Here is a 23,437-nt window from a genome sequence, read left to right on the forward strand (position 1 = left end):
TCGCGGCGTTTTGCATTTTAAGTACCAAAACCAGCCTATGACAGCAAACCTTTTGGCAAAGAGAAAATAACATTTTCCTCAATACCGTCCATTGCAACGACTGAATCTGCACCAAAACTTTTAATTTTAGCGATGACTTGTTGCACTAAAACGTCTGGAGCAGAAGCGCCAGCGGTAATGCCGACTTTCATTTTTTGCTCAAACCAGGCTGCATTGAGTTCAGTTTCATTATCAACCATGTAGGCATCAATCCCCAAGCTAGCGCCTACTTCACGCAGGCGATTTGAGTTTGAGCTATTCGGCGAGCCAACCACAATTAAAATATCAACATCACGCGCCAGTTGTTTCACTGCATCTTGGCGGTTTTGTGTCGCGTAACAAATATCGTCTTTTTTAGGACCAACGATATCTGCAAAACGCGCTCGTAATGCTTCAATAACTACTTGGGCATCATCAACTGACAATGTCGTTTGAGTGACATAAGCCAATTTGCTGGCATCGTTCACTTGCAAATGAGCTACATCGCTAGGTTCTTCGACTAAATACATGCCCGATTGCGCTTGGCCCATTGTCCCTTCAACTTCGGGGTGGCCTTTATGGCCAATCATTACGATTTCAAAACCTTGTTCGCGCAAACGTTTCACTTCCAAATGGACTTTGGTCACTAAAGGGCAGGTTGCATCATAAATATTTAAACCGCGCTCAGCCGCTTCAGCGCGCACCGCTTGCGAAACGCCGTGCGCAGAAAAAATCAGCGTATTGCCACTCGGCACATCGCATAAATCTTCAATAAAAATCGCGCCTTTGGCTTTTAGATCTTCAATCACAAATTTATTGTGCACCACCTCATGGCGCACATAAATCGGTGCGCCATATTTCTCTAAGGCTTTTTCAACAATGGCAATCGCGCGATCAACGCCAGCGCAAAATCCACGTGGCTGCGCCAAAATGATATTCATACTCATGTGGTTTTCTCGGGTTTTTTAAAACTATCAATCACCATTAGCACCGCACCGACACAGATGGCTGAATCGGCAAGATTAAACGCGGGGTAATACCATTGATTTTTCCAATGAAACAGCAAAAAATCAATCACATGACCAAACACCATACGGTCAATGGCATTGCCTAAGGCGCCGCCCAAAATCAATGACAAGGCCAACGCATATCGCGTTTCGGCGTGATGTTTTTTGATTAAAAAAACCAAAACCACCGAAACAATGAGTGCTAAGCCGGTAAAAAAGTAGCGCTGCCATCCCCCTGCGTCAGCTAAAAATGAGAAGGCTGCACCGGGGTTATACCTCAACGTTAAATCAAAAAAACCAGGAATAACGGTTAATATCTCAGCATATTGAAACGCAGCCTCGGCAGCATGTTTGGTGATTTGATCTAAGAATAAAACCACCAAAGCCAGCAATATAAATTGCACAAAACGCTTAGGCATATTGACGAGTCTCTCCGGCACCATGCAAATTGCAATCGCAACGAGTACACAGCGTTGGATGTGCTGCAATCGAGCCTACACTTGGGTGGTAGTGCCAGCAGCGTTCACACTTTTCTGCTGTTGCCGCAGCCACTTCAATCGCCAGCGTGCCGGGCTGGATGTGCGCTTGCGAGGTAATCATGATGAATTTCAGTTCATCGCCCAAAGACTCAAGCGCTTGAAATACTTCGCCTTGCGCATGAATGGTTACTTCCGCTTGTAAGCTTGAACCAAGAACGCCTTCAGCGCGCTGCAGTTCGATGTCTTTTTGCGCATTCGCACGCACTTCACGAATCAAAGCAAAAGCCGCTTGCAAGGTGTCAGCATCATGAATTTCAGGCAGAGTTAACCATTCACCCACAAAAACATTGCCTTCATTTTTCAGGACATCCCATGCTTCATGGGCGGTAAAAGACAAGATCGGTGAGAGCAAACGCACCAACGCTTGTGTGATATACCATAGGGTGGTTTGTGCTGAGCGGCGGCCATGTGAGCCAGCTGCCATCGTATACAGGCGATCTTTAATAATATCGAGATAGAAAGCACCCAATTCATCGGCGCAATAGCGATGAATTTCTTGTACGCCCAAATGAAACTCATACTTGTCATAAAATGCGGTCAGGTTGTGCTGGAATTTGGCCAATTCAACCAAAGCATAACGATCTAATGTCAGTAGTTCATTCACTGGCAGTTTATCTTCGGGTGTAAAGTCAGATAAATTAGCCAACAAGAAGCGCAAGGTATTGCGAACACGACGATATGAGTCGGTGGTACGTTTTAAGATTTCATCTGAAATCGACACCTCGCCCGAATAATCGGTACTCGCCGTCCACAGGCGCAACATATCGGCGCCCATTTGATTAATCACTTGCTGCGGCGCAACCACATTGCCTTTGGATTTTGACATTTTCATGCCTTTGCCATCGACCACAAAACCATGCGTTAACAATTGCTTGTACGGTGCATGGCCCACTGTTGCGCAAGCGGTTTTTAACGACGATTGGAACCAACCACGGTGCTGATCTGAACCTTCCAAATACAAATCGGCAGCAGGGCGACTTGCGTCGCCATGGTTGAGTTCTTCACGTTGCGCAATGACGGCAAAGTGCGTTGAACCCGAGTCAAACCAAACATCGATGGTGTCTTTTAGTTTTTCATAATGCGCAGCTTCATCACCCAGCAATTCGATCGCATCGAGCTTAAACCAAGCTTCAATACCTTCTTTTTCAATGCGCTTAGCGACTTCCTCAAGCAACTCAGTCGAGCGTGGATGCAACTCGGCCGTTTCTTTATGAATAAAGAACGTCATCGGTACGCCCCACGTGCGTTGCCGTGACACACACCAATCAGGGCTGTTTTTAATCATCGCCTCAAGGCGTGCTCGACCCCAAGCAGGGAAGAACTCAGTGGCATCGACCGCACGATTGGCTTTGTCGCGTAAGGTTTCAGCGCCGACTTTTTTATCCATGCCAATAAACCATTGCGTTGTCGCACGGAAAATCAGCGGTGTTTTGTGGCGCCAGCAATGTGGGTAGCTATGCTCTAGTTTTTTGTTGGCCAGCAGTGCGCTGCGATCTTCCAGCAAGGCAACGACTTTAGGGTTGGCTTTCCAAACGGTTTCACCGGCAAAAAATTCTGCCGTTGAGATGTAACGACCATCGTTAGCCACCGGATTATCAACCGCTAATTTATATTTAAGACCGACTTGGTAGTCTTCTAGACCATGCGCTGGCGCAGTGTGCACTAAGCCAGTACCCGCATCCGCCGTCACATGCTCACCGCAGATGATCGGCACTTGGCGGGCTAGGAATGGATGTTGTAATAACAAACCATTGAGCGCTTCACCTTTGGCTTGCGCAATCACTTCATTGGCATCAATGTCATAACGTTTTAAGGCCGCTTCAGCCAACTCACGCACTAAGATGAGCAAGCCTTTTTCAGTTGCGATCAAATCGTAAGTGAATTCTGGGTGCACCGAAACCGCTTGATTGGCAGGCAAAGTCCAAGGCGTAGTGGTCCAAATCACTGCGCTAGCAGTTTGTTCGCCCACATTAACGCCACCAAAGGCGGCAGACAAAGCGGCCATATCGACCACTTGGAAGGCCACATCAATCGCTGCGGATACTTTGTCTTCATATTCCACTTCAGCTTCAGCCAAAGCCGAGCCGCAGTCGACACACCAATGCACCGGTTTTTGACCTTTGACCAAATAACCATTGTGATGAATTTTGCCCATCGTACGCACGATGTCGGCTTCAGTTTTGAAATTCATCGTCAGATATGGGTTTTCCCAATCAGCAAGTACGCCCAAACGAATAAAATCAACTTTTTGTCGTTCAATTTGAATTGCCGCGTATTCACGGCACAATTCGCGAATGAAAGAACTTGGCAAATGGATTTCTTTTTCATCCAATTGATTGGCTTTACGATACGCCACAATTTGTGCGTGAATTGCTGGATTGGCTTTAATGGCGTCTTTATCTGACTTTACCAATTTTTCAATTTGGTGCTCAATTGGCATGCCGTGACAATCCCAGCCGGGAACGTAAGGCGTATCAAAACCGCTGAGTGATTTCGATTTTAAAATAATGTCTTTTAAAACTTTATTCATTGCATGGCCAATATGAATATCCCCATTGGCGTAAGGAGGGCCATCATGCAAAATAAATTTTGGACGATTTTGTTCTTTGGCTGCTAAACGCAATTGCTGGTAGATCTTGGCATCTTGCCATTGCTTTAAAAATCCGGGCTCGCGTTTAGCTAAATCGCCACGCATTGGAAACGGCGTATCCAATAAATTGACTGGATATTTGTTAGCAGGTTTATTGCTCATAGTCGTCTCTTTGTACTCAATGGGTTAACGCGCGGCGAACCAAGCGCGGGCATGATCGCAATCTTTTTGAATCTGGGCGATCAGCGTATCAAAATCAGGGTATTTTTCTTCATCGCGTAACTTGGCAAGAAAGTTAACACGTAAATGCTGGCGATAAATATCGCGATTAAAATCAAATAAATGCACTTCTAATTTGGGCTTGATATCGCCACCGTGAATCGTGGGCCGAAAACCAAGACTAGCCACCCCTTGATAGGTGCGATCTAAGCCTAAAACTTCAACGATAAAAATACCAAATAACGGTGGTTTATTGTGCTTGAGCTGGATATTGGCCGTAGGAAAGCCAAATTCTCGGCCTAAACGATCGCCGCCCACCACTCGGCCCGCAATTGAATACGGTCGATCAAGCAACTTGGCCGCATGCGCCATTTGTCCAGATTGTAGCGCCAAACGCACCGCGGTTGATGAAACGCGTTCACCATCTTGCTTGAGCGTCGGTAAGCTATAGGTTTCAAAGTCGCTCGAGGCCGCGAGTAAATTAAAGTCACCACTGCGCTTAGCACCGAATTGAAAATCATCCCCCACTAACACCAATTGCGCATTCAGTTGCCGAGCAACGATATGGTCACGGAAGGTAAGGGCGTCAATACTGGCAAAGGCACGATTAAAATGCTGCACAATCAGGTAATCAATACCCGCCTCGCGTAATAACTCGATTTTTTCGCGCAAACTTGTTAAACGAGCCGGAGCCGAATCAGGCGTAAATAGCTCACGCGGATGCGGCTCAAACGTCATGACGACACTCACCAGATGACGTGCTTTCGCTTCGGCTTTCAGCCGCGCCAGCATGGCACTATGTCCACAATGCAGGCCATCAAAATTGCCAATCGTGAGTGCAGAACGAGGAAGTGGAGTGTGCGGAGTGCCGCGTAATACATGCATTGAGCGTATCGTGGCCGCGCTGGGCGGCAAATCATAAAACCTAAGATTCTAACGCCTAGCGTGAAAATTGTCAGAATAACCTTTAGCTTACTGATTAACCATCACGATCGCGCCTTGCTGCGCCGTGCCACTAATGATTTTGTTTTTGTCGATACGTACTCGTACCGGCTGCCCTTCGGCTGCCGCACTCATGGCAATACCCTCGTTGGTGATCTCAATGCCGTCTTGTCGATAAATGATTTTTACTTTTTGATTTTGCAAAATCGCCATAGAAGCGCGCAATTGCTCTTGCCGCAATGCTTGCCCAGCCGAAACGGGGCTATTGAGTGTTCGCCCTAAGATGGGGGTCGGATCTAAAAATACCGACCCCGGTAACACACCAAGATCACCTTGTTGCATGGCAATGTCACCAACATCCAAAATTTGATTGGCCGCCAAAGGCCGAGCAGCGACTGCATAGCTGACGGCAATACTAATTTTGGTCGGTAAATTAAAGCTCCAGTTAGCGCCATCAACACATTTAACCCGCAACATGGTATTACCCAGCAAACGATAGCCCGCAGGCAGACTAATCTCACGGCGTTCGCATGCTGCTAATTTGAGGCGGGTATCCACTGGACGCACTTCAAATGACGCAGTGCCTGGGCTATTGGCTAATTCAGCATTGAGCCATTGATTGACTTCATGAGTAATGACTTTCAAATCTTGCGTCGTCGGCGCCGCAAATAGCGGCGTTAGCAAACTTGAAAGCAGAGCAAAGCTCGAGATTAATATTTTTCGCATTCGCAAATTATAGTCGCATCGGATGCCTTAGCCTACAATCGTCGTTTTCTTGGATTGGGAAGCATCACATTATGCTAGAACTGCTGTTTGGCGTAACAACCCTGGTGGTTTTATTGGCGGGCATCTTGGTGGTGAGTCGCTTACATCAATTAGCAAGCGCGCAGCGTGAGGTGCTCGACACCTTAACGCAAGATTTTGAGAATAAGCATCGTGAGATGCTCAATGATTTGCATCAGGGCATGAGTAAGCAAACCGAATCAATGCAACAGGGGCTGATTCAACATGGCAGCTTACTCAATGAAACCGTCAATCGGACTAGCGAGCGCTTACGTGACAGCATGAGTGAATCATTTGAGCGTTTGCGTCATGGTGTCAATCATGAAATGAAAGAAAGCCGCGAAACCATAGTGCGCATGCAAACAGTGCAAAGCGAAGCGCTATCGACGTTGCGACTGACCTTGGTCGCCAGCCTTGGCGAATCTCGCGAACAAATGCTCAAGCAACTTAGTGATATTTCAGCCGCACTACAAGGCAAGCAAGACGCTTTACGCGAAGACATGCTACTCAAACTCTCCACCATGCTGGCTGAACAATCCAAACGCGAAATGGAACAGCTACAGGCGGCTCTGTTGCAGTCGAGCCAAACACTAACTGCCAGCGTAGGTGAGCTGACCAAAGCGACAGATTTACGTTTGGCTGAGATTTCTGGCAAGGTCACCGAGCGCCTTGATGAAGGCTTTAAAAAGACCAATGAAACTTTTGCCAATGTGATGGCGCGCCTCGCCACAATTGATGAAGCACAAAAGAAAATCGACGGTTTGACCACCAATGTGGTCAGTTTACAAGAGCTACTGGGTGACAAACGTTCACGCGGTGCTTTTGGGGAGGTGCAACTGGATCATTTGGTCAGTAATGTGCTGCCAGCGCAAACGTACGAACTGCAAGCCACGCTACCGGGCGGCGCTCGAGTCGATTGCCTACTTAAACTGCCAGAGCCGACCGGCACCATTGCAGTGGATTCGAAATTTCCATTAGAAAACTATCATCGGATGTTTGGTGGTGATATGGACAAGTTAACCGCAACCCGATTTTTTAAAGCTGACGTTAAAAAACATGTGGATGACATTGCCAATAAATACATCATTCCGAATGTCACCGCCGACGGCGCGGTAATGTTTATTCCGGCAGAGGCCGTGTTTGCTGAAATTCACGCTTATCACCCCGAATTGGTCGAATATGCAATGCAACGCCGCGTGTGGATTGTGTCGCCAACTACCCTAATGGCAGTGCTAAATACGGCGCGCGCGGTGATTAAAGACGTCGAAACACGTAAGCAAGTACATATTATCAAAGAGGCGCTTGGCAAGTTGGGACAAGAATTTGGGCGCTTTGATAAACGAATGAAAAACCTAGCCACACATATTCGTCAAGCCCATGAAGACGCGCTGGAAGTGAGTATTACCAGTGAAAAAATTTCCCGCCAGTTTGTCAATATTGAGCAAGTTCGACTTGAAGGAGAGTCGGCGCCAGTGCTAGTTGCCGTTGAAACCGAGTGAAATAAGGCGCTGATGGCGCATCATTGGCTTAAAACGGATAAAATTGCGCTTCAAGTGTTTCTTTCTTCGCAAGAAATCGATTTATTGGGGAATATCCCGAGGCTTGAGTAACGGCGGTCAGTAAAAATAAAAATACGCGTTTTTTTGACTGATCGCCGTTTAGGTGATTGCGGTTAATCCACAAAAGTCTATTTGCTAGGTATATGCGTGTGGCGCTTAATATACAAAGTTTGGCTTTGTATACCCCGTATATCCAGCGGTATTGTCACGCCAAACATTGCATTAAACTCACACGCTATCTATTTGATTCCACTCAGAGTGTTACTCAAATTTTTCATTTTTTGACAAGCAACGATCAGCTAATCAATGACTAGCTGTAAATGTAGTCGGCAAAATTCGGCTACTGATCAGTTCACAGCGTGCGGCACTACAGGTAAAATGAGCTGGATTTGTTTTTGATCAAGTTTTACTCCCCTTAAAATTCAAAAAAAGGTATCGCCGTGCTAGTAGCCTACCGTCAACATGTTGCTGAGCGTGCCGCGCAAGGCATTGCTCCATTGCCACTGTCTGTTCAGCAAACCGTCGATTTAATTGCTTTGCTGCAAAACCCACCAGCAGGCGAAGAAGCCTTTTTGCTTGATTTAATTACGCACCGCGTTCCAGCTGGCGTGGATGATGCTGCAAAAGTAAAAGCAGCATTTTTAGCCGCCGTGGCACAAGGCAGCGAAAGCTGTGCTTTAATCTCTCGCGCCAAGGCTACTGAATTACTCGGCACCATGCTAGGTGGCTTTAATATTAAGCCGCAGATCGACTTATTAGGCGATGCCGAAGTGGGTGAAATCGCTGCAGCGGGTTTAAAAAACACCTTGCTGATGTTCGATTACTTCCATGATGTTAAAGAGCTAGCCGACGCTGGCAATGCCAATGCTAAATCTGTGTTGCAATCATGGGCGGATGCAGAATGGTTTACTAGCCGCCCAGAAGTGCCGGCCAAAGTGACGTTGACTGTATTTAAAGTTACCGGCGAAACCAATACCGATGATTTGTCGCCAGCACCAGATGCTTGGTCGCGCCCAGATATCCCATTGCACGCATTGGCGATGCTAAAAAACCCACGCGAAGGCATCAATCCAGATGTGCCAGGCGCTGTTGGTCCAATGAAACAAATCGTTGAGCTGCAACAAAAAGGTCACCCAATTGCTTACGTTGGGGATGTTGTCGGCACGGGTTCAAGCCGCAAATCAGCCACAAACTCGGTATTGTGGTGGACGGGTGAAGACATTCCATTCGTTCCAAACAAACGTTTTGGCGGTTATTGCATCGGCGGTAAAATTGCCCCGATTTTCTTCAATACCATGGAAGATGCAGGTGCACTGCCAATCGAATTTGATGTAACGAATTTGAATATGGGCGACGTAATCACAATTTACCCATTTGAAGGCAAAGTCGAAAAAGACGGTCAAGTCATCACCACTTTCGCGCTAAAAACCGATGTATTACTCGATGAAGTTCGCGCCGGCGGCCGCATTAACTTGATTATTGGTCGTGGCTTAACATCAAAAGCGCGTGAAGCATTGGGCTTGCCTGCGTCAACAATCTTCCGTCTACCGCAAGATCCAGCAGTATCAAACAAAGGCTTTACGCAAGCGCAAAAAATGGTTGGTCGCGCCTGTGGTTTACCAGAAGGCAAGGGCGTTCGCCCAGGCACTTATTGCGAACCAAAAATGACTTCGGTTGGCTCGCAAGATACCACCGGACCAATGACGCGTGACGAGCTAAAAGACTTGGCATGCTTGGGTTTCTCAGCTGATTTGGTGATGCAATCGTTCTGCCACACTGCGGCTTATCCAAAACCAGTTGACGTTAAAACGCACCACACTTTGCCAGAATTTATTCGCAATCGTGGCGGCGTTTCTCTACGCCCAGGTGATGGTGTAATTCACTCTTGGCTTAACCGTATGTTATTGCCAGATACCGTTGGTACTGGTGGCGATTCACATACACGCTTCCCAATCGGCATTTCATTCCCAGCGGGCTCAGGCTTGGTCGCATTTGCAGCAGCAACCGGTGTTATGCCGCTGGATATGCCGGAATCGGTATTGGTGCGCTTTAAAGGCGAATTGCAACCCGGCATCACCTTGCGTGATCTGGTGAATGCCATTCCTTTGTATGCCATCAAAGCGGGTTTGTTGACCGTAGCGAAAGCGGGCAAGAAAAACATTTTCTCGGGTCGCATTCTTGAGATCGAAGGCTTGCCAAATCTTAAGGTTGAGCAAGCATTTGAATTGACTGACGCGTCAGCAGAGCGTTCGGCTGCCGGTTGCTCGGTTCGCCTGAATGAAGAGCCAATTGCTGAATACCTTAAATCGAACATCGTTTTACTTAAATCGATGATCGCTAACGGTTATGGCGACGCTAAAACTCTTGCGCGCCGTGTGGCAAGCATGGAAAACTGGTTGGCCAATCCAAGTTTGATCGAACCGGATGCAGATGCTGAATATGCTGCTGTAATCGAGATTGATTTAGCGGATGTGAAAGAGCCAATCTTGGCCTGCCCAAATGATCCAGACGATGTGAAAATTTTGTCTGAAGTGGCCGGCACCAAGATTGATGAAGTGTTTATCGGCTCTTGCATGACCAATATTGGCCACTTCCGCGCGGCGGGTAAATTGCTTGAAGGTAAGCGCGATTTGCCAACCAAATTGTGGATTGCACCCCCAACCAAAATGGATGCGGAGCAACTGACTGAAGAAGGCTACTACGGCACGTTTGGCGCTGCCGGTGCGCGCACTGAAATGCCAGGCTGCTCATTATGCATGGGCAATCAAGCGCAGGTTCGCGAAGGCGCAACGGTGGTTTCAACCTCAACGCGTAACTTCCCAAATCGCTTAGGCAAAAACACCAATGTGTTTTTATCTTCTGCTGAATTGGCGGCGATTGCATCTCGCTTGGGCCGTATTCCAACCGTGGCTGAATACATGGCGGACGTGGCTATTTTGGCGCCAAAATCAGCTGAAGTTTATAAATACCTCAACTTCAATCAAATCGAGTCGTATCAAGCCGAAGCAGATCAAGTTAAGGTTTAATTTGCTAACAACTCAAAAGACCCGCATTGCGGGTCTTTTTTTTGCTAAGCACTTCATTGCACACTGCTTTTTCTTGCCTGGCACATGAATATCGGGCAAAATTAGCGCCTTTTTTCGCATCAAACTCATGGGTTTGATTTTTCTCATTTGATGGCTTGCCCACCCATCGGGCGTCGGTAATATTGGCGAACAAAGTGGCAAGACCTTCTAGCCCAGGGGGTATTGGACATGTCCAATCTGGCTACAGTAACCACGCCACAAGAATCAAGCTCAGCACTTGATTTAACGACACCACTACCAGTGGCGGCCTATTTTGATGAAGCACTCTATCAGCAAGAAATCAAACAGCTTTTCAATCAAGGCCCACGCTACATTGGCCATGAACTCATGGTGCCAGCAGCAGGGGATTACCATGTTCTTGAGTCGAGTCAGGGCGCGCGTTATTTAAAACGTACCGATGAGGGCGTCAAGCTGTTTTCCAATATTTGCCGCCATCGCCAAGCCACAATGCTTGAAGGCCGAGGCAATGCTGCGCACACAGTTTGCCCTTTGCATCGCTGGACTTATGATCAGCACGGCAAACTATTAGGCGCACCGCACTTTGCTGAAAAACCATGCTTGCATTTGCCTGAAACAGAGCTGCAATCTTGGAATGGTATGTTGTTTGAGTCTGGTCGGGACATTGAACGCGACCTAAAGAACTTGGGTGTGCGTGAAGATTTAGATTTTTCAAAGTATGTTTTTCATAACGTGATGATCGATGAATACCAAGGTAATTGGAAAACTTTCATCGAGGTCTATCTCGAAGACTATCACGTTGTGCCGTTTCACCCCGGATTGGGGCGTTTTGTTGATTGCAATCAGCTCAAATGGGAGTTTGGCGACTGGTATTCAGTGCAAACCGTTGGCGTACATCATGATTTGGCACGACCAGGCTCTAAGGTTTACCAAGATTGGCATCGCCAAGTAAAACGGTATTCTGAAGACAAAACACCAAAATATGGTGCAATTTGGCTGACTTATTACCCCAATATTACGGTCGAATGGTATCCGCATACACTGGTGATTTCGACCATTATCCCTACTGGGCCACGCAGTTACAAAAATGTGGTCGAATTTTATTATCCCGAAGACATCGCGTATTTTGAGCCTGAATTTATTGCGGCTGAGCAGGCAGCTTACGCAGAAACTGCGGTCGAAGATGTAGAAATCATTAATCGAATGGAAGCTGGGCGACAAGTTCTGTATGCCGAAGGCCGAAATGAAGTCGGCCCGTATCAAAGTCCTATGGAAGATGGTATGCGGCATTTTCATCAGTTTTTACGACGAGAACTCGCTGAATACATTCCTACTCACGATACTGAATAACACTAAGGCTGCTTCGGCGGCCTTTGTTTTTATTCAACAGTTTTTTGCATTAAGCTAATGTATACTTTGCTAGCCCTTTAAAATTATCGTTCACATTGACATACCCAAGGATTTAATGAAGCAAATTATTGCATTCTGCCGTGAATCAGCATCGTTTTGGATGGTCATGGCCAGCCTCTCTTTTGCCGCCATGGGGGTATTCGTTAAACTAGGGTCAACGCATTTTAGCACCGCAGAACTGGTCTTTTATCGCTGCGCAGCGGGATTGGTTTTTATCGCGTTAATGATTCTGCCTCAGGGTAAAACGCTAAAAGTCAGCTATCCGATCTTCAAATTGCATTTTTCACGCAGCATCGCTGGGTTTATCGCGCTGATGCTGTATTTTTATGCGATTAGTCAGCTCACGCTACCTATGGCAGTGACACTCAATTACACTTCTCCGCTATTTTTTGTATTAATTACCATCGTTCGACAAAAGAAATGGCCTCAATGGCAATTATTGGGCAGTATTGCATTAGGATTTTTAGGTGTCGTTACCTTATTGCAGCCCACGTTTGCTGCCGAGCAGTGGTTAGGCGGTTTAATGGGTTTGTTATCCGGCCTGTTGGCGAGTGTGGCCTATATGAATGTCAGCGAGTTAGGTAAACATGGTGAGCCGGAATGGCGAACTGTATTTTACTTTTCATTGATTTCAACACTGGGCGCTGGTTTATTTATGCTACTTCAAGCCGAGCCTTTACTTCGGCCGAGTTTGTATGATGTATTAGTTGTTTTTGGCATGGGGAGCTGTGCAACAGTAGCGCAGCTGGCCATGACGCGAGCCTACCGCAAAGGTCGTTCTCTGGTTATTGTCAGCTTGGCGTATTTGACTGTATTGTTTTCTACCTTATTGAGCTGGATAGTCTGGGGGAGTGCGCCAACTTCACTGGCTTTCGTCGCCATGCTGATGATTGTACTGGCGGGAATCGGCGCCAGATCAAGCCGACCTTCATAGTAAAGTCGATATTTTTTCGTACCATGATAAGCAATTAAAATCCCCAGCAAAAGGGCGTCAAATATGCGTTTTTTAATCAGCAATGATGATGGTTATTTTTCACCTGGCTTAGCCGCTTTAGCGATGTCCTTAGGTGGGCTAGGTGATACTTTTGTTTGTGCCCCTGAGCGTGATCGAAGTGGCTCAAGCAACTCACTTACGCTGGATCGACCACTTTCTGTCAATCAGTCTGCATCTGGGTTTTTTTACGTCAATGGTACGCCGACCGACTGCGTGCACTTGGCCGCAACCGGCTTAATGCCTAACTTGCCTGACATGGTCGTAGCCGGAATTAATCACGGCCCGAATATGGGCGACGACACGATTTATTCCGGTACGGTTGCCGCCGCAACGGAAGGTTTTTTACTAGGTATTCCTGCAATTGCAATTTCATTGGCGTCGCACAATCCAGTGCATTTTGAAACTGCAGCGCAAGTGGCGAATGATTTAGTGCAGCGGTTTATTCAAAATCCATTTCGTGGCGCAGTACTACTCAACGTGAACGTGCCCGATATCGCATATGAATCATTATCAGGCACAAAAATCACTCGACTAGGGCGCCGTCACAAGTCAGCCCCCGTTATTCGTGATGAAAATCCGCGCGGTGAGCCGATCTGGTGGGTGGGCCCTATTGGCAAAGTCGCCGACGCCAGTAGTGGCACTGATTTTGATGCCATTGCGAATGGTTACGTATCGATCACACCGCTTTCTATTGATTTAACAGCGCATCAACAAATTGATTTTATGACTGAATGGGTAAACTCATAATGCTGCAACAAGGTAGTGGCATGACCTCTGTTCGCACCCGTACCAGAATGATAGAGCGGCTGCGTGCACAGGGCATTTCTAACGAAAGCATCCTCACCATCATGGGACAAATCCCGAGGCACGCCTTTGTCGATGAAGCTCTTGCGCATAAGGCCTACGATGATTTCTCATTGCCGATTGGCTTTGCGCAAACCATTTCCCAGCCCTATATCGTCGCTAGAATGTCAGAGCTGCTCTATGCCGTACCCAAACACAATAAAGTTTTGGAAATCGGTACGGGTTGCGGTTATCAAACGGCAATTCTGGCTAAGATTTTCAAAACAGTGCATACCATTGAGCGGATCGCTGGCTTAGTGCGTAATACCCGCGATCGACTTAATTCTCTGGGTGTGCATAATGCTCGATTGCGTCATGCCGATGGCAGCAAAGGCCTACCCGAACTTGCACCATTTGACGCCATTATTATTACTGCTGCAGCGCCCATTGTGCCAGAGCACCTTATGGACCAACTCAATATTGGCGGTCGTTTGGTCTTTCCAGTTGGCGATGTTGATCAAGAATTAAGAATGATTGAGCGACTAGATGAAGGTTTTACTGAAACCCGGCTGGAAAAAGTAAAATTTGTCCCATTGCTACCGGGCATTTCGTAATTCATCATCCGACTTTACTCAAATAAAAGGAGAACGCGCGTGAGTGCTATTCGTTACAGCGCCATTTGTTCAACCCTCGTCTTATGCGCCTGCTCCAGTACGCCTAACACCCCAGCACCGATTGTTGATCGCAGCAATTCACCGGTTGCGGCGCCTGTATCAGCGGCACCTACTAGCCAAGCCGCGATCAACACCTACACGGTTAAAGCTGGCGATGGCCTTTATCGTATTGCGCTTGAAAATGGCGTTGCTTACAAAGATTTAGTCGCCTGGAATCAAATTGAAGATGTAAATGGCCTAAAAATTGGCCAAGTTTTACGTCTTGGACCTGCCAACTCGACCATTGCCTCGTCGGGCGTGGAGATAAGGCCCTTACTCTCAGATGAAGCAAGCAGCGATGCGCCAATCAAGCCAGCCAGCAAGCAGCAGTATCCTCGAGCAATTAAAGAGCCGTATTCAAACCAAACAGCAAGTAGCATTGCGATGCGCGCCGAAGGGCAAGCTGTTGTTGCAAAACAACAAAATATTTCAAGCCCGAACAAAGCAACGATTAGCAAACCAGCCAGCGCAGCTGCATCGGCCGCCAAGACTGCAAACCTAGAGAAATCAGGCGCTACAGTGGACTTAAATTCGGCAGACAGTAACACCACTACAGGGACCTGGGCGCCACCAACAGCAGGCAAGGTGAGCTCTACTTTCTCCCCTGAAAGTAAAGGCATTGATATCAAAGGACAAATGGGGCAATCTATAGTTGCGTCAAGCAGTGGTAAGGTTGTTTACGCAGGGTCCGGATTGAAAGGGTATGGAAAAATGCTCATCATTCAACATAGTGATGGCTTTTTATCCGCGTATGCGCACAACAGCAAACTACTCGTTAAAGAAAATGACTTAGTAAAAAAAGGCGAAAAAATCGCCGAAATGGGGAATAGCGATAGCGATCAGGTCAAGCTGCACTTCGAATTACGCAAGTTTGGCAAGCCGGTCGATCCGAGCAACTACATCAAGTTGAATTAGAGGCTGTATGAGCGATCAAATCGATATTTTAGAAGAAGATCTTGCTGACGAAGATGATGAACTCATTGAGGCAGATTCGGATGATGCTGAAGTCGATACCGAAGCCAAAGAAGAAACGGACCGTTATACCGCTGAGAGCACCGGCGATGTAACGCAAATCTATCTCAATGAGATCGGGCAAAGTAAATTACTCACTCCTGATGAAGAGCGCGCACTATCCCGACGCGTGGTGCAGGGCGATTTTTCTGCACGACAGAAAATGATTGAGCACAACCTACGCCTGGTAGTGAACATCGCTAAGCACTACATCAATCGCGGCATGACTTTGCTCGATTTGATCGAAGAGGGCAATATTGGCTTAATGCATGCCTTAGAAAAATTCGATCCAGAGCGTGGATTTCGTTTTTCGACCTACGCCACATGGTGGATTCGCCAAAGTATTGAGCGCTCGATCATGAATCAATCGCGCACGATTCGACTACCGGTGCATGTTATTAAAGAGTTGAATGTTTATTTACGTGCGCAGCGACATTTAGAAGCCAGCTTGGGACATGAGCCTGCGATTGAAGACATTGCGCATTTAGTTGGCAAAGATGTAGAAGAAGTCCGCCGAGTAATGAGTCTAAATGAACGCGTCGCTTCATTGGATGCGCCACTCGATATCGATCCAATGCTGTCGATTGGCGAGTCGATTCCTGATGAGCAGCATGATGGACCAGAAGCCATTCTGCAAAATGCCGAAGTCGAACGCTATGTTAAAGAGTGGCTCAAGCAGCTAAATGACAAGCAGCGCATGGTGATCGAGCGGCGCTACGGCTTAAACGGTTACGAAATCTGTACTTTAGAAGACTTAGCGGCCAACCTTAACTTAACGCGAGAGCGAGTACGACAAATCCAAATCGAAGCGCTAGATCAATTGCGCAGAATTTTGCGTCGCTATGGCGTAGCTCGTGACGTTGTCCTCTAATTCATCATTTTAAAGCCACCCTTAGCTGGGCGCTACAAACCCCTTATCCCGCACCTAATGACATAACAAAAACCCCGAGTAGCAAAGCTAACTCGGGGTTTGATGTTAAGCCACAGTAAGCGAACTTAAATTCCGCGCAACAACTCGTTAATACCTACTTTTGAGCGCGTTTTAGCATCTACTTTTTTAACGATCACTGCACAATACAAGCTGTATTTGCCATCGGCAGACGGCAAGTTGCCAGAAACAACCACGGATCCAGCAGGGATACGGCCATAGCTCACTTCGCCGGTTTCACGATCATAAATGCGCGTAGATTGTCCAATATAAACACCCATTGAAATCACCGAACCTTCTTCAACGATAACGCCTTCAACCACTTCTGAGCGCGCACCGATAAAGCAATTGTCTTCAATAATGGTTGGGCCGGCTTGCAATGGCTCGAGCACACCACCAATACCAACACCACCAGAAAGATGCACATTTTTACCAATCTGCGCGCATGAACCTACAGTTGCCCATGTATCCACCATGGTGCCTTCGTCAACAAAAGCACCGATATTGACGTAAGACGGCATCAATACGACATTTTTGCCAATATAAGCGCCTTTGCGAGCAATGGCATTAGGTACTACACGAAATCCACCAGCGCGAAAATCTTCTTCAGTGTAATCGGCAAATTTGCTTGGCACTTTATCAAAAAACTGCGTGCAACCGCCATCTAACACCACATTGTCGTTGATGCGAAATGACAGCAAAACCGCCTTTTTAATCCATTGATGAGTCAGCCAGTTGCCGTCAATTTTTTCTGCCACGCGCAATTGGCCTTGATCCAAAGCGGCAATTACTTCATTCACCGCCACGCGTAAATCGGCCGAGACGTTGCTTGGCGTAATGTCAGCACGGTTTTCGAATGCTGTTTCAATAATGGCTTGCAAATGATTCATCTTAATTAGTCCTCGGGTTGGCAGATCAATAGAAATTCAATAGTCACATCGATATTCAAACCAACCTTAATGGCTTATTTGAATATCAGCCCCAAAACCAGGGCACAAGCATTAGCGATGTTTATTTTTTTGATGCTTTGCAGTAATTCACAATACGCTCAGCGGCCGCAACACATTCGTCAAGTGGGGCGACCAATGCAATGCGAACATAGCCAAGTCCGGGATTCACGCCGTGCGCTTCACGCGCCAAATAAGAGCCCGGTAAAACGGTCACGTGTTGCTGCTCAAACAACTCACGCGTAAATTGCTCATCATCCATCGGCACTTTAGCCCAAAGATAAAAGGCCGCATCAGGCAGCGAAACATCGAGCACTTCTTGCAAAATAGGCGTTACAGCAGCAAATTTTTCGGCATAGAGTTTACGGTTTTCGATCACATGCGTTTCATCACGCCACGCCGCAGCGCTAGCCGCCATGACCATCGGGCTCATAGCGCAACCGTGGTAGGTACGATACAGCAAAAATTGCGCCAAAACCTGCGCGTCGCCGGCCACAAAGCCTGAGCGCATCCCCGGCACATTCGATCGCTTTGATAGTGAAGAAAAAACCACCAGCCGAGTATAATCGCGGCCCAGCAAACGAGCCGCCTCAAGCCCACCTAAGGGCTTACTGTCGCCAAAATAGATTTCCGAATAGCATTCATCAGATGCAATCACAAAGCCGTATTGATCAGACAGGGCAAACAAACGACGCCAATCATCTAATGATGCCACGGCACCAGTGGGGTTGCCGGGTGAGCAGGCAAAAACCAATTGCACGCGCTCCCAAACGGCTTCTGGCACACTATCCCAATCAGGCTGAAAACGCTGCGAGGCGGTGCAATTGACAAACCATGGCTCAGCCCCAGCCAACAATGCCGCGCCTTCATAAATTTGATAAAACGGATTGGGCGACAGCACTACGGGACGATCCTTTGTTGGATCAACAACCGCCTGAACGAAAGCAAAGAGCGCTTCGCGACTGCCATTTACTGGCAAAATTTCAGTGCTTATATCAAGAGCTGGGATATTGTAACGACGAGCCAGCCATTCACTAATACTGGCGCGCAAGTCGTCCGAGCCCAAAGTGGCAGGATAACTAGATAGCCCAGATAAATTATTAAGCAATGCGGCTTTAATGAGCTCGGGAGCAGCATGCTTGGGCTCGCCAATCGACAAATTAATCGGCTTTAAATCTTTGTTCGGCGTCAGCATAGCAAAAAGCTGACGCAGCTTTTGGAAAGGGTAGGGCTGAAGTAAATTTAGTCGCGGCGACATTGCGCGGCTCTTTGGCTGTTAGGGAAGACGGCAATTATAACCTCTTGCGCGCGCCCTGCGCCACGCTAGATACAGCAAAAGCAAGGCTTAGCGTACTTTTTCTGCAAAATAGAGCATAAATTTCTGAAGCTTAGGTTCAACAACTGCCATGCAATAAGGCTGATTTGGATTTGAGCGATAGTAATTATGGTGAATGACTTCTGCTGGCCAAAAATCGGCAGCCATTGCAAGCTCGGTAACAATAGGGGCGTCACCCAGCTTGTTTAACGCAATGATTTTGTCTTTCGCTATGATCAGTTGCTCGTGGCTACTAGCAAAAATAGCCGAGCGATACTGCGTTCCCACATCATGCCCTTGGCGATTGAGGGTGCGTGGATTATGAATTGCAAAGAAAATATCAAGCAAGTCAGACGCACTAACTACTGCACTGTCGAACCCAATTTGGACCACCTCGGCATGGCCGGTATTGCCCTGGCAGACTTGTTCGTACGTGGGTTGATCGATATACCCACCCATATAACCGGAAGTCACCGATTCAACACCACGCACACGCTGAAACACCGCCTCTACACACCAGAAGCAACCGCCTGCCAAAGTAATCGTCTCACGCATGGCACTTCCTTATTGACGCGCCGTTCTCGCATTACTGGGCTGAGCGGCATTAAAATTTGTTCTAAAAGGGTTGATATCCAAACCACCACGACGGGTATACCGCGCATAAACCGCCAACTTAAGCGGCGCACAGTCGCGCATAATATCAACAAAAATTCGCTCAACACATTGCTCGTGAAATTCATTGTGATTGCGAAACGAAATCAAGTAGCGCAGCAGACTTTCCCGATTAATCGCCTTGCCGGTGTATTGAATTTGCACACTAGCCCAATCGGGCTGACCTGTAACGAGGCAGTTAGACTTTAATAAATCCGAAGTCAGCGTTTCAGTCGTGGTCGCCTCAGTGTTTTCACAGCGCAAAATACCGGCTTGAGGCGAATACAGATCAACATCAATATCTAAATTATCAATATTGTAGCCACTGAGCTCGGCCATTTGTTGCTGTGCAAATAAGACTGGCTCAGTTAACTTCACCAGAACGGGTGCGCCAACGCCCGCCGAAATATCTTGCTGCAATAATTCGCCCAGCTGAGCAAAACCATCAACCTTGGTTTGATTGAAGCTATTTAAATACAATTTAAACGACTTGGATTCAATAATGTTTGGGCTATTGGCTGGAATATGAAAACTTGCAATCGCCACTTGTGGCTTACCCTTGGCATTCAACCAAGAAAGCTCATAGGCATTCCAGATATCCACCCCAAAAAAAGGCAGATTTTCACTAACCCCAATTTCTAGCCGCTTTTGCTCGCGGGCAATAGGAAATAACAAACTTGGGTCGTACTCTGTAATATATTCGCTCGTTTTTCCTAGCGGCGAAAACTCAACTTCACTCATTGCTTTGCATCCATAAATCGTTAACAGCCATTACCGTGGGCAATAATCTACTGCATTTTATCGGTACTTACGCACCAAACCTACCATAACACCAAATATTTCCAAACTCGCCTCTGGGCGGATAATGTTGTAGTCGGCATTGTGCGGAATCAAAAAATATCCCGCCTTGTCCTTACCCAGTTCTTTTAGTGTGTATTCATTATCCACAATCGCGACAACAATATCACCAACCAAGGCGGCATGGCGCTTTTCGACGACAGCAATATCACCATCAAAAATACCTGCTTCCATCATCGAATCGCCTTTGATTTTCACCAAAATCGACGAAGCAGGGCGTGGCATCAAAAATTCATCCAGCGAAATAGCCTCACTCATCGCGTCGTTAGCAGCCGCAGGCAAGCCTGCGGGCAAGTTAAAATCTGCTAATTCACGTTCAAAAAACCGTTTCGTCGGTGCCAAGCGCTTGTCTGGCGTCACCTCAATAAAACCAGCCAAAGTCAGTCGCTTCACCAGAGCTGATACCGCCGACTTTGAAGCCATACCTAATAGCTCACCAATGGCTGAGTACGATGGGATATTGCGATAATCAGCGTAGTAGTCTTGCAGCTTGCCTAGGTATTCTGCATCACGATTGGGATTGGCCATCGCGCACCTCGTAGTAACAATTATATCTCTATAGCGTATTGAACGTTCGTTCTGCTGTCAAGCAAGAAAGGGCATATAACTTAGCCATACAAGCGGCGCACAGTCGATTACAATGGCGCTTTATTTTATTGCTTGAGTTTGCCGTGCGGATTTTATTAGCACCCATGGAAGGGTTACTCGATTGCGTGTTGCGCGACGTATTAACGCGTGCAGGCGGAATTGACTTGTGCGTCACTGAATTTGTTCGTGTCAGTGGCAGTGTATTACCGTATCGCACCTTCCAAAGAATTGCCCCCGAACTCAACAATCAGAGCCATACCAGTAGTGGCGTGCCGGTTCGTGTACAGCTCTTAGGCTCTGACGCGCAATGCCTAGCGGACAACGCCGCCAAACTGGCCGAACTCAATCCACACGGCATTGATTTAAATTTTGGCTGCCCAGCCAAAACAGTCAATCGGCATCGCGGCGGGGCGATTTTACTCAAAGAGCCCGAGGTGATTTATCAGATTGTTAGTGCGGTTCGCCAAGCTACGCCGGGGCATATTCCTGTAACCGCCAAAATGCGCCTTGGCTATGAAGATACCACCCAAGCGATTGATTGCGCCCAAGCAATTGCCAGTGCCGGCGCCGCCGAGGTTGTGGTTCACGCCCGAACAAAAGTCGATGGCTACAAACCACCTGCCTACTGGGAATGGATTGCAGAAATAAAATCAAACATCAGCATTCCGGTAGTGGCAAATGGTGAAATCTGGACCTTGGAAGATTTTAAACGTTGCCAGCAGATTTCAGGTTGTGACGACATCATGCTGGGACGAGGGATTGTCGCCAATCCAGGTTTGGCCTTAGAAGCAAAAATGGGGAGAACGCTGAGCTGGTCAGAGTTGCAGCCCTTATTTCTGGTTTTTTGGCAGCAAGTTTTAACGCATTGCTATCCAAAATACCAGGCGGGCAGGGTAAAGCAGTGGCTTAATTATCTTCGCAAGCATTACCCAGAGGCAGAGACTTTATTTCAGCAAATTCGCACTTTGAATTTGCCCGAAGAAATCGAGCAAGCGTGCCCAGCGCTGGTTCGAATGACTGACTAAACCTCAGGCAGAGTCTGAATTAATTGCTCTAAGGCTTCGATCTGCGTCATGCCATTGGCTTCGCAGTAACGCTTTAGGCGCTGATGCAGGCTGGCATCAATTTCCACTGAAAGCGCCTTGGGTAGTCGTTGATTATGGTCGCGCGTCGCACGGCCAACTTGCATTGAGCGCGAGCGGCGCTTGCGCTCAGCGGCACTCATCGGCTTGCCATGAATTGCAGGGCGACCGCGTTTTTTTAACAAGGGGATTTCAGGTAGTTCAAGCGTATGCTGATCGCCAGGGTGCTTCATAGTGTGACATGTCGCGAATTTATGGCGCTCTATTATCCTGCAGAACGCGCATTCAGACAATAGGTGACGACCTTAGATTGACTTTAACTAAAAAATTACCAACCCGTAACACCAACTTTTAGCGCATCACTTTTAAAATCACAAACTTTGCATTTTGTGCCATGACATTGACTCGCCGAAATTGCTTTTTTAAATCTGCTTGATAATTCAAGTGTCGATTTGCCACCACCCATAATTCACTATCGGCACGCATGCATTGCTTGGCTTGGGTAAACATACTAATGGCGATGTCGGTAGTGATGGTGTTTTGCTGATGAAATGGCGGATTAATCAAAATCAAATCAAACTGTTGGGCCACATTCACCAATCCATCACAATGCAAAATCTCTACCGCCGCCTGCGGGCAATTGACCGCAAAACTGAACTGCGCTGATTCAACCGCAGCTTTAGATTCGTCATATAAATACAAAGCCGCATCAGGGTGGTGCTGATGATAAGCCAAAGACAATAAGCCATTACCGCAACCCACGTCGGCGACTGTTTTTGCCGAAGGTAGCTGCGAAAAATGTTCGATAAAAAAACGTGACCCGATGTCCATTTTTTGCTCGGCAAAAACCCCAGCCACATTTTGCAATGTCAAACCAAGCTCAGGCACTGACTGACGGAAGGGCTGTATACGCTGCTGATTCGGTCGCAAATTAGCACGATACATTCTGGCTTTGCGCTGTGTTGGCAAGTATTCAACGTCATCACAATACTGCTTGATTAACGCCAAATGTCCATTGCTCACGTGCTTTTGCATGCCCGAAAAATACACCTCGACGGGCGTTGTCACCCCATTGGCCAGCTCAAGCAACTGCGCCTCAAGCATCGACAATGATTTTGGCAGCTTAACAAGCGCGCAAGTCGTCATTTGCCCCGCATAGTCAATCAATTCAGATTGCGTATTTTTTTCGATTGCATGCCGTGAACACCACGAATCATTAATATGAAAGACTGCGGCAACGCCACATTGAATTGCCATTGCATGCAAAGCGCCAAAACTATCATTTAGCAAGACCAGTGCAGCGTCTTTGCGGATAAAACTGGCTAAATACGCATCTGCAGCATCCCAAGCCTGCAAATCTTTGGCGTGTTTAACGGGATAGCGTTGCAAATTAAGCGCAGCAAATGGCGCAGAGGGCAATAAATCAGCGGACATCAAATTTTCTTTATAAAAGCTA

21 protein-coding genes are annotated in these 23,437 nt (G+C 47.3%); 9 read left to right on the forward strand and 12 right to left on the reverse strand.

The window, feature by feature from the left end:
- Nucleotides 1-35: 35 nt before the first annotated feature.
- The 5 genes from ispH to flgA form a co-directional block, all read right to left on the reverse strand.
- Complete coding sequence (ispH, locus tag K4H25_RS09575) at nt 36-965, reverse strand: 4-hydroxy-3-methylbut-2-enyl diphosphate reductase (RefSeq protein WP_221020303.1); 930 nt, start codon at nt 963-965, stop codon at nt 36-38.
- A complete protein-coding gene (gene lspA, locus K4H25_RS09580) occupies nt 962-1,444 on the reverse strand; it encodes a signal peptidase II (RefSeq protein WP_221020304.1) in 483 nt (160 codons plus the stop codon). Before lspA ends, ispH begins: the two co-directional genes overlap by 4 nt.
- Nucleotides 1,437-4,316, reverse strand: a complete 2,880-nt coding sequence (ileS, locus tag K4H25_RS09585) for an isoleucine--tRNA ligase (protein ID WP_221020305.1) — start codon at nt 4,314-4,316, stop codon at nt 1,437-1,439. The genes lspA and ileS overlap by 8 nt, the downstream gene beginning before the upstream one ends.
- Before the next feature lie 24 nt (nt 4,317-4,340).
- Nucleotides 4,341-5,258: a bifunctional riboflavin kinase/FAD synthetase gene (locus K4H25_RS09590; protein WP_221020306.1), complete on the reverse strand. Its 918-nt coding sequence runs from the start codon at nt 5,256-5,258 to the stop codon at nt 4,341-4,343.
- An 87-nt stretch (nt 5,259-5,345) separates the two neighbouring features.
- Nucleotides 5,346-6,041: a flagellar basal body P-ring formation chaperone FlgA gene (gene flgA, locus K4H25_RS09595; RefSeq protein WP_221020307.1), complete on the reverse strand. Its 696-nt coding sequence runs from the start codon at nt 6,039-6,041 to the stop codon at nt 5,346-5,348.
- A 71-nt stretch (nt 6,042-6,112) separates the two neighbouring features.
- Here flgA and K4H25_RS09600 point away from each other — a divergent pair, with 71 nt between their 5' ends.
- The 8 genes from K4H25_RS09600 to rpoS all read left to right on the forward strand — a co-directional run bounded on the left by K4H25_RS09600 (nt 6,113) and on the right by rpoS (nt 16,483).
- Nucleotides 6,113-7,597 (forward strand): DNA recombination protein RmuC, encoded by a 1,485-nt coding sequence (locus tag K4H25_RS09600; protein WP_221020308.1) that lies wholly within the window; start codon nt 6,113-6,115, stop codon nt 7,595-7,597.
- 500 nt (nt 7,598-8,097) lie between these two features.
- Nucleotides 8,098-10,683, forward strand: a complete 2,586-nt coding sequence (gene acnB / locus K4H25_RS09605; RefSeq protein ID WP_221020309.1) for a bifunctional aconitate hydratase 2/2-methylisocitrate dehydratase — start codon at nt 8,098-8,100, stop codon at nt 10,681-10,683.
- A gap of 228 nt (nt 10,684-10,911) precedes the next feature.
- A complete protein-coding gene (locus K4H25_RS09610; RefSeq protein WP_221020310.1) occupies nt 10,912-12,051 on the forward strand; it encodes an aromatic ring-hydroxylating oxygenase subunit alpha in 1,140 nt (379 codons plus the stop codon).
- Between the two features lie 115 nt (nt 12,052-12,166).
- Nucleotides 12,167-13,045 carry a DMT family transporter gene (locus K4H25_RS09615; protein WP_255587492.1) on the forward strand — a complete coding sequence of 293 codons (879 nt, stop codon included), beginning with the start codon at nt 12,167-12,169 and terminating at the stop codon, nt 13,043-13,045.
- A 63-nt stretch (nt 13,046-13,108) separates the two neighbouring features.
- Nucleotides 13,109-13,852, forward strand: a complete 744-nt coding sequence (gene surE / locus K4H25_RS09620) for a 5'/3'-nucleotidase SurE (RefSeq protein ID WP_221020311.1) — start codon at nt 13,109-13,111, stop codon at nt 13,850-13,852.
- Nucleotides 13,837-14,502: a protein-L-isoaspartate(D-aspartate) O-methyltransferase gene (locus K4H25_RS09625; protein ID WP_255587493.1), complete on the forward strand. Its 666-nt coding sequence runs from the start codon at nt 13,837-13,839 to the stop codon at nt 14,500-14,502. The genes surE and K4H25_RS09625 overlap by 16 nt, the downstream gene beginning before the upstream one ends.
- Before the next feature lie 39 nt (nt 14,503-14,541).
- A complete protein-coding gene (locus K4H25_RS09630) occupies nt 14,542-15,516 on the forward strand; it encodes a peptidoglycan DD-metalloendopeptidase family protein (RefSeq protein ID WP_221020312.1) in 975 nt (324 codons plus the stop codon).
- 7 nt (nt 15,517-15,523) lie between these two features.
- On the forward strand, nt 15,524-16,483 hold the full coding sequence (gene rpoS / locus K4H25_RS09635; RefSeq protein ID WP_173534153.1) for an RNA polymerase sigma factor RpoS: 960 nt from the start codon (nt 15,524-15,526) through the stop codon (nt 16,481-16,483).
- A 125-nt stretch (nt 16,484-16,608) separates the two neighbouring features.
- On the opposite strand, the gene dapD is transcribed toward rpoS, so the two are convergent.
- The 5 genes from dapD to K4H25_RS09660 all read right to left on the reverse strand — a co-directional run bounded on the left by dapD (nt 16,609) and on the right by K4H25_RS09660 (nt 20,839).
- Complete coding sequence (gene dapD, locus K4H25_RS09640) at nt 16,609-17,430, reverse strand: 2,3,4,5-tetrahydropyridine-2,6-dicarboxylate N-succinyltransferase (protein WP_221020313.1); 822 nt, start codon at nt 17,428-17,430, stop codon at nt 16,609-16,611.
- Between the two features lie 121 nt (nt 17,431-17,551).
- On the reverse strand, nt 17,552-18,745 hold the full coding sequence (dapC, locus tag K4H25_RS09645) for a succinyldiaminopimelate transaminase (RefSeq protein WP_221020314.1): 1,194 nt from the start codon (nt 18,743-18,745) through the stop codon (nt 17,552-17,554).
- Nucleotides 18,746-18,832: 87 nt separating this feature from the next.
- A complete protein-coding gene (gene msrA / locus K4H25_RS09650; RefSeq protein WP_221020315.1) occupies nt 18,833-19,357 on the reverse strand; it encodes a peptide-methionine (S)-S-oxide reductase MsrA in 525 nt (174 codons plus the stop codon).
- 9 nt (nt 19,358-19,366) lie between these two features.
- Nucleotides 19,367-20,194, reverse strand: a complete 828-nt coding sequence (gene queF / locus K4H25_RS09655) for an NADPH-dependent 7-cyano-7-deazaguanine reductase QueF (RefSeq protein ID WP_221020316.1) — start codon at nt 20,192-20,194, stop codon at nt 19,367-19,369.
- Nucleotides 20,195-20,251: 57 nt separating this feature from the next.
- Nucleotides 20,252-20,839 (reverse strand): LexA family protein, encoded by a 588-nt coding sequence (locus tag K4H25_RS09660; protein ID WP_221020317.1) that lies wholly within the window; start codon nt 20,837-20,839, stop codon nt 20,252-20,254.
- A gap of 38 nt (nt 20,840-20,877) precedes the next feature.
- Here K4H25_RS09660 and K4H25_RS09665 point away from each other — a divergent pair, with 38 nt between their 5' ends.
- A complete protein-coding gene (locus K4H25_RS09665; RefSeq protein WP_308443205.1) occupies nt 20,878-21,924 on the forward strand; it encodes a tRNA dihydrouridine synthase in 1,047 nt (348 codons plus the stop codon).
- Here the strand turns inward: K4H25_RS09665 and K4H25_RS09670 are convergent.
- Together K4H25_RS09670 and K4H25_RS09675 are read right to left on the reverse strand one after the other, a co-directional pair.
- Nucleotides 21,921-22,214 carry a RepB family protein gene (locus K4H25_RS09670; RefSeq protein WP_221020318.1) on the reverse strand — a complete coding sequence of 98 codons (294 nt, stop codon included), beginning with the start codon at nt 22,212-22,214 and terminating at the stop codon, nt 21,921-21,923. The two genes, K4H25_RS09665 and K4H25_RS09670, sit on opposite strands and share 4 nt — an antisense overlap.
- A 118-nt stretch (nt 22,215-22,332) precedes the next feature.
- Nucleotides 22,333-23,415, reverse strand: a complete 1,083-nt coding sequence (locus K4H25_RS09675) for a class I SAM-dependent methyltransferase (RefSeq protein ID WP_221020319.1) — start codon at nt 23,413-23,415, stop codon at nt 22,333-22,335.
- Nucleotides 23,416-23,437: the final 22 nt, after the last annotated feature.

It is taken from the genome of Deefgea piscis, from assembly GCF_019665785.1.
GTDB lineage: Bacteria > Pseudomonadota > Gammaproteobacteria > Burkholderiales > Chitinibacteraceae > Deefgea.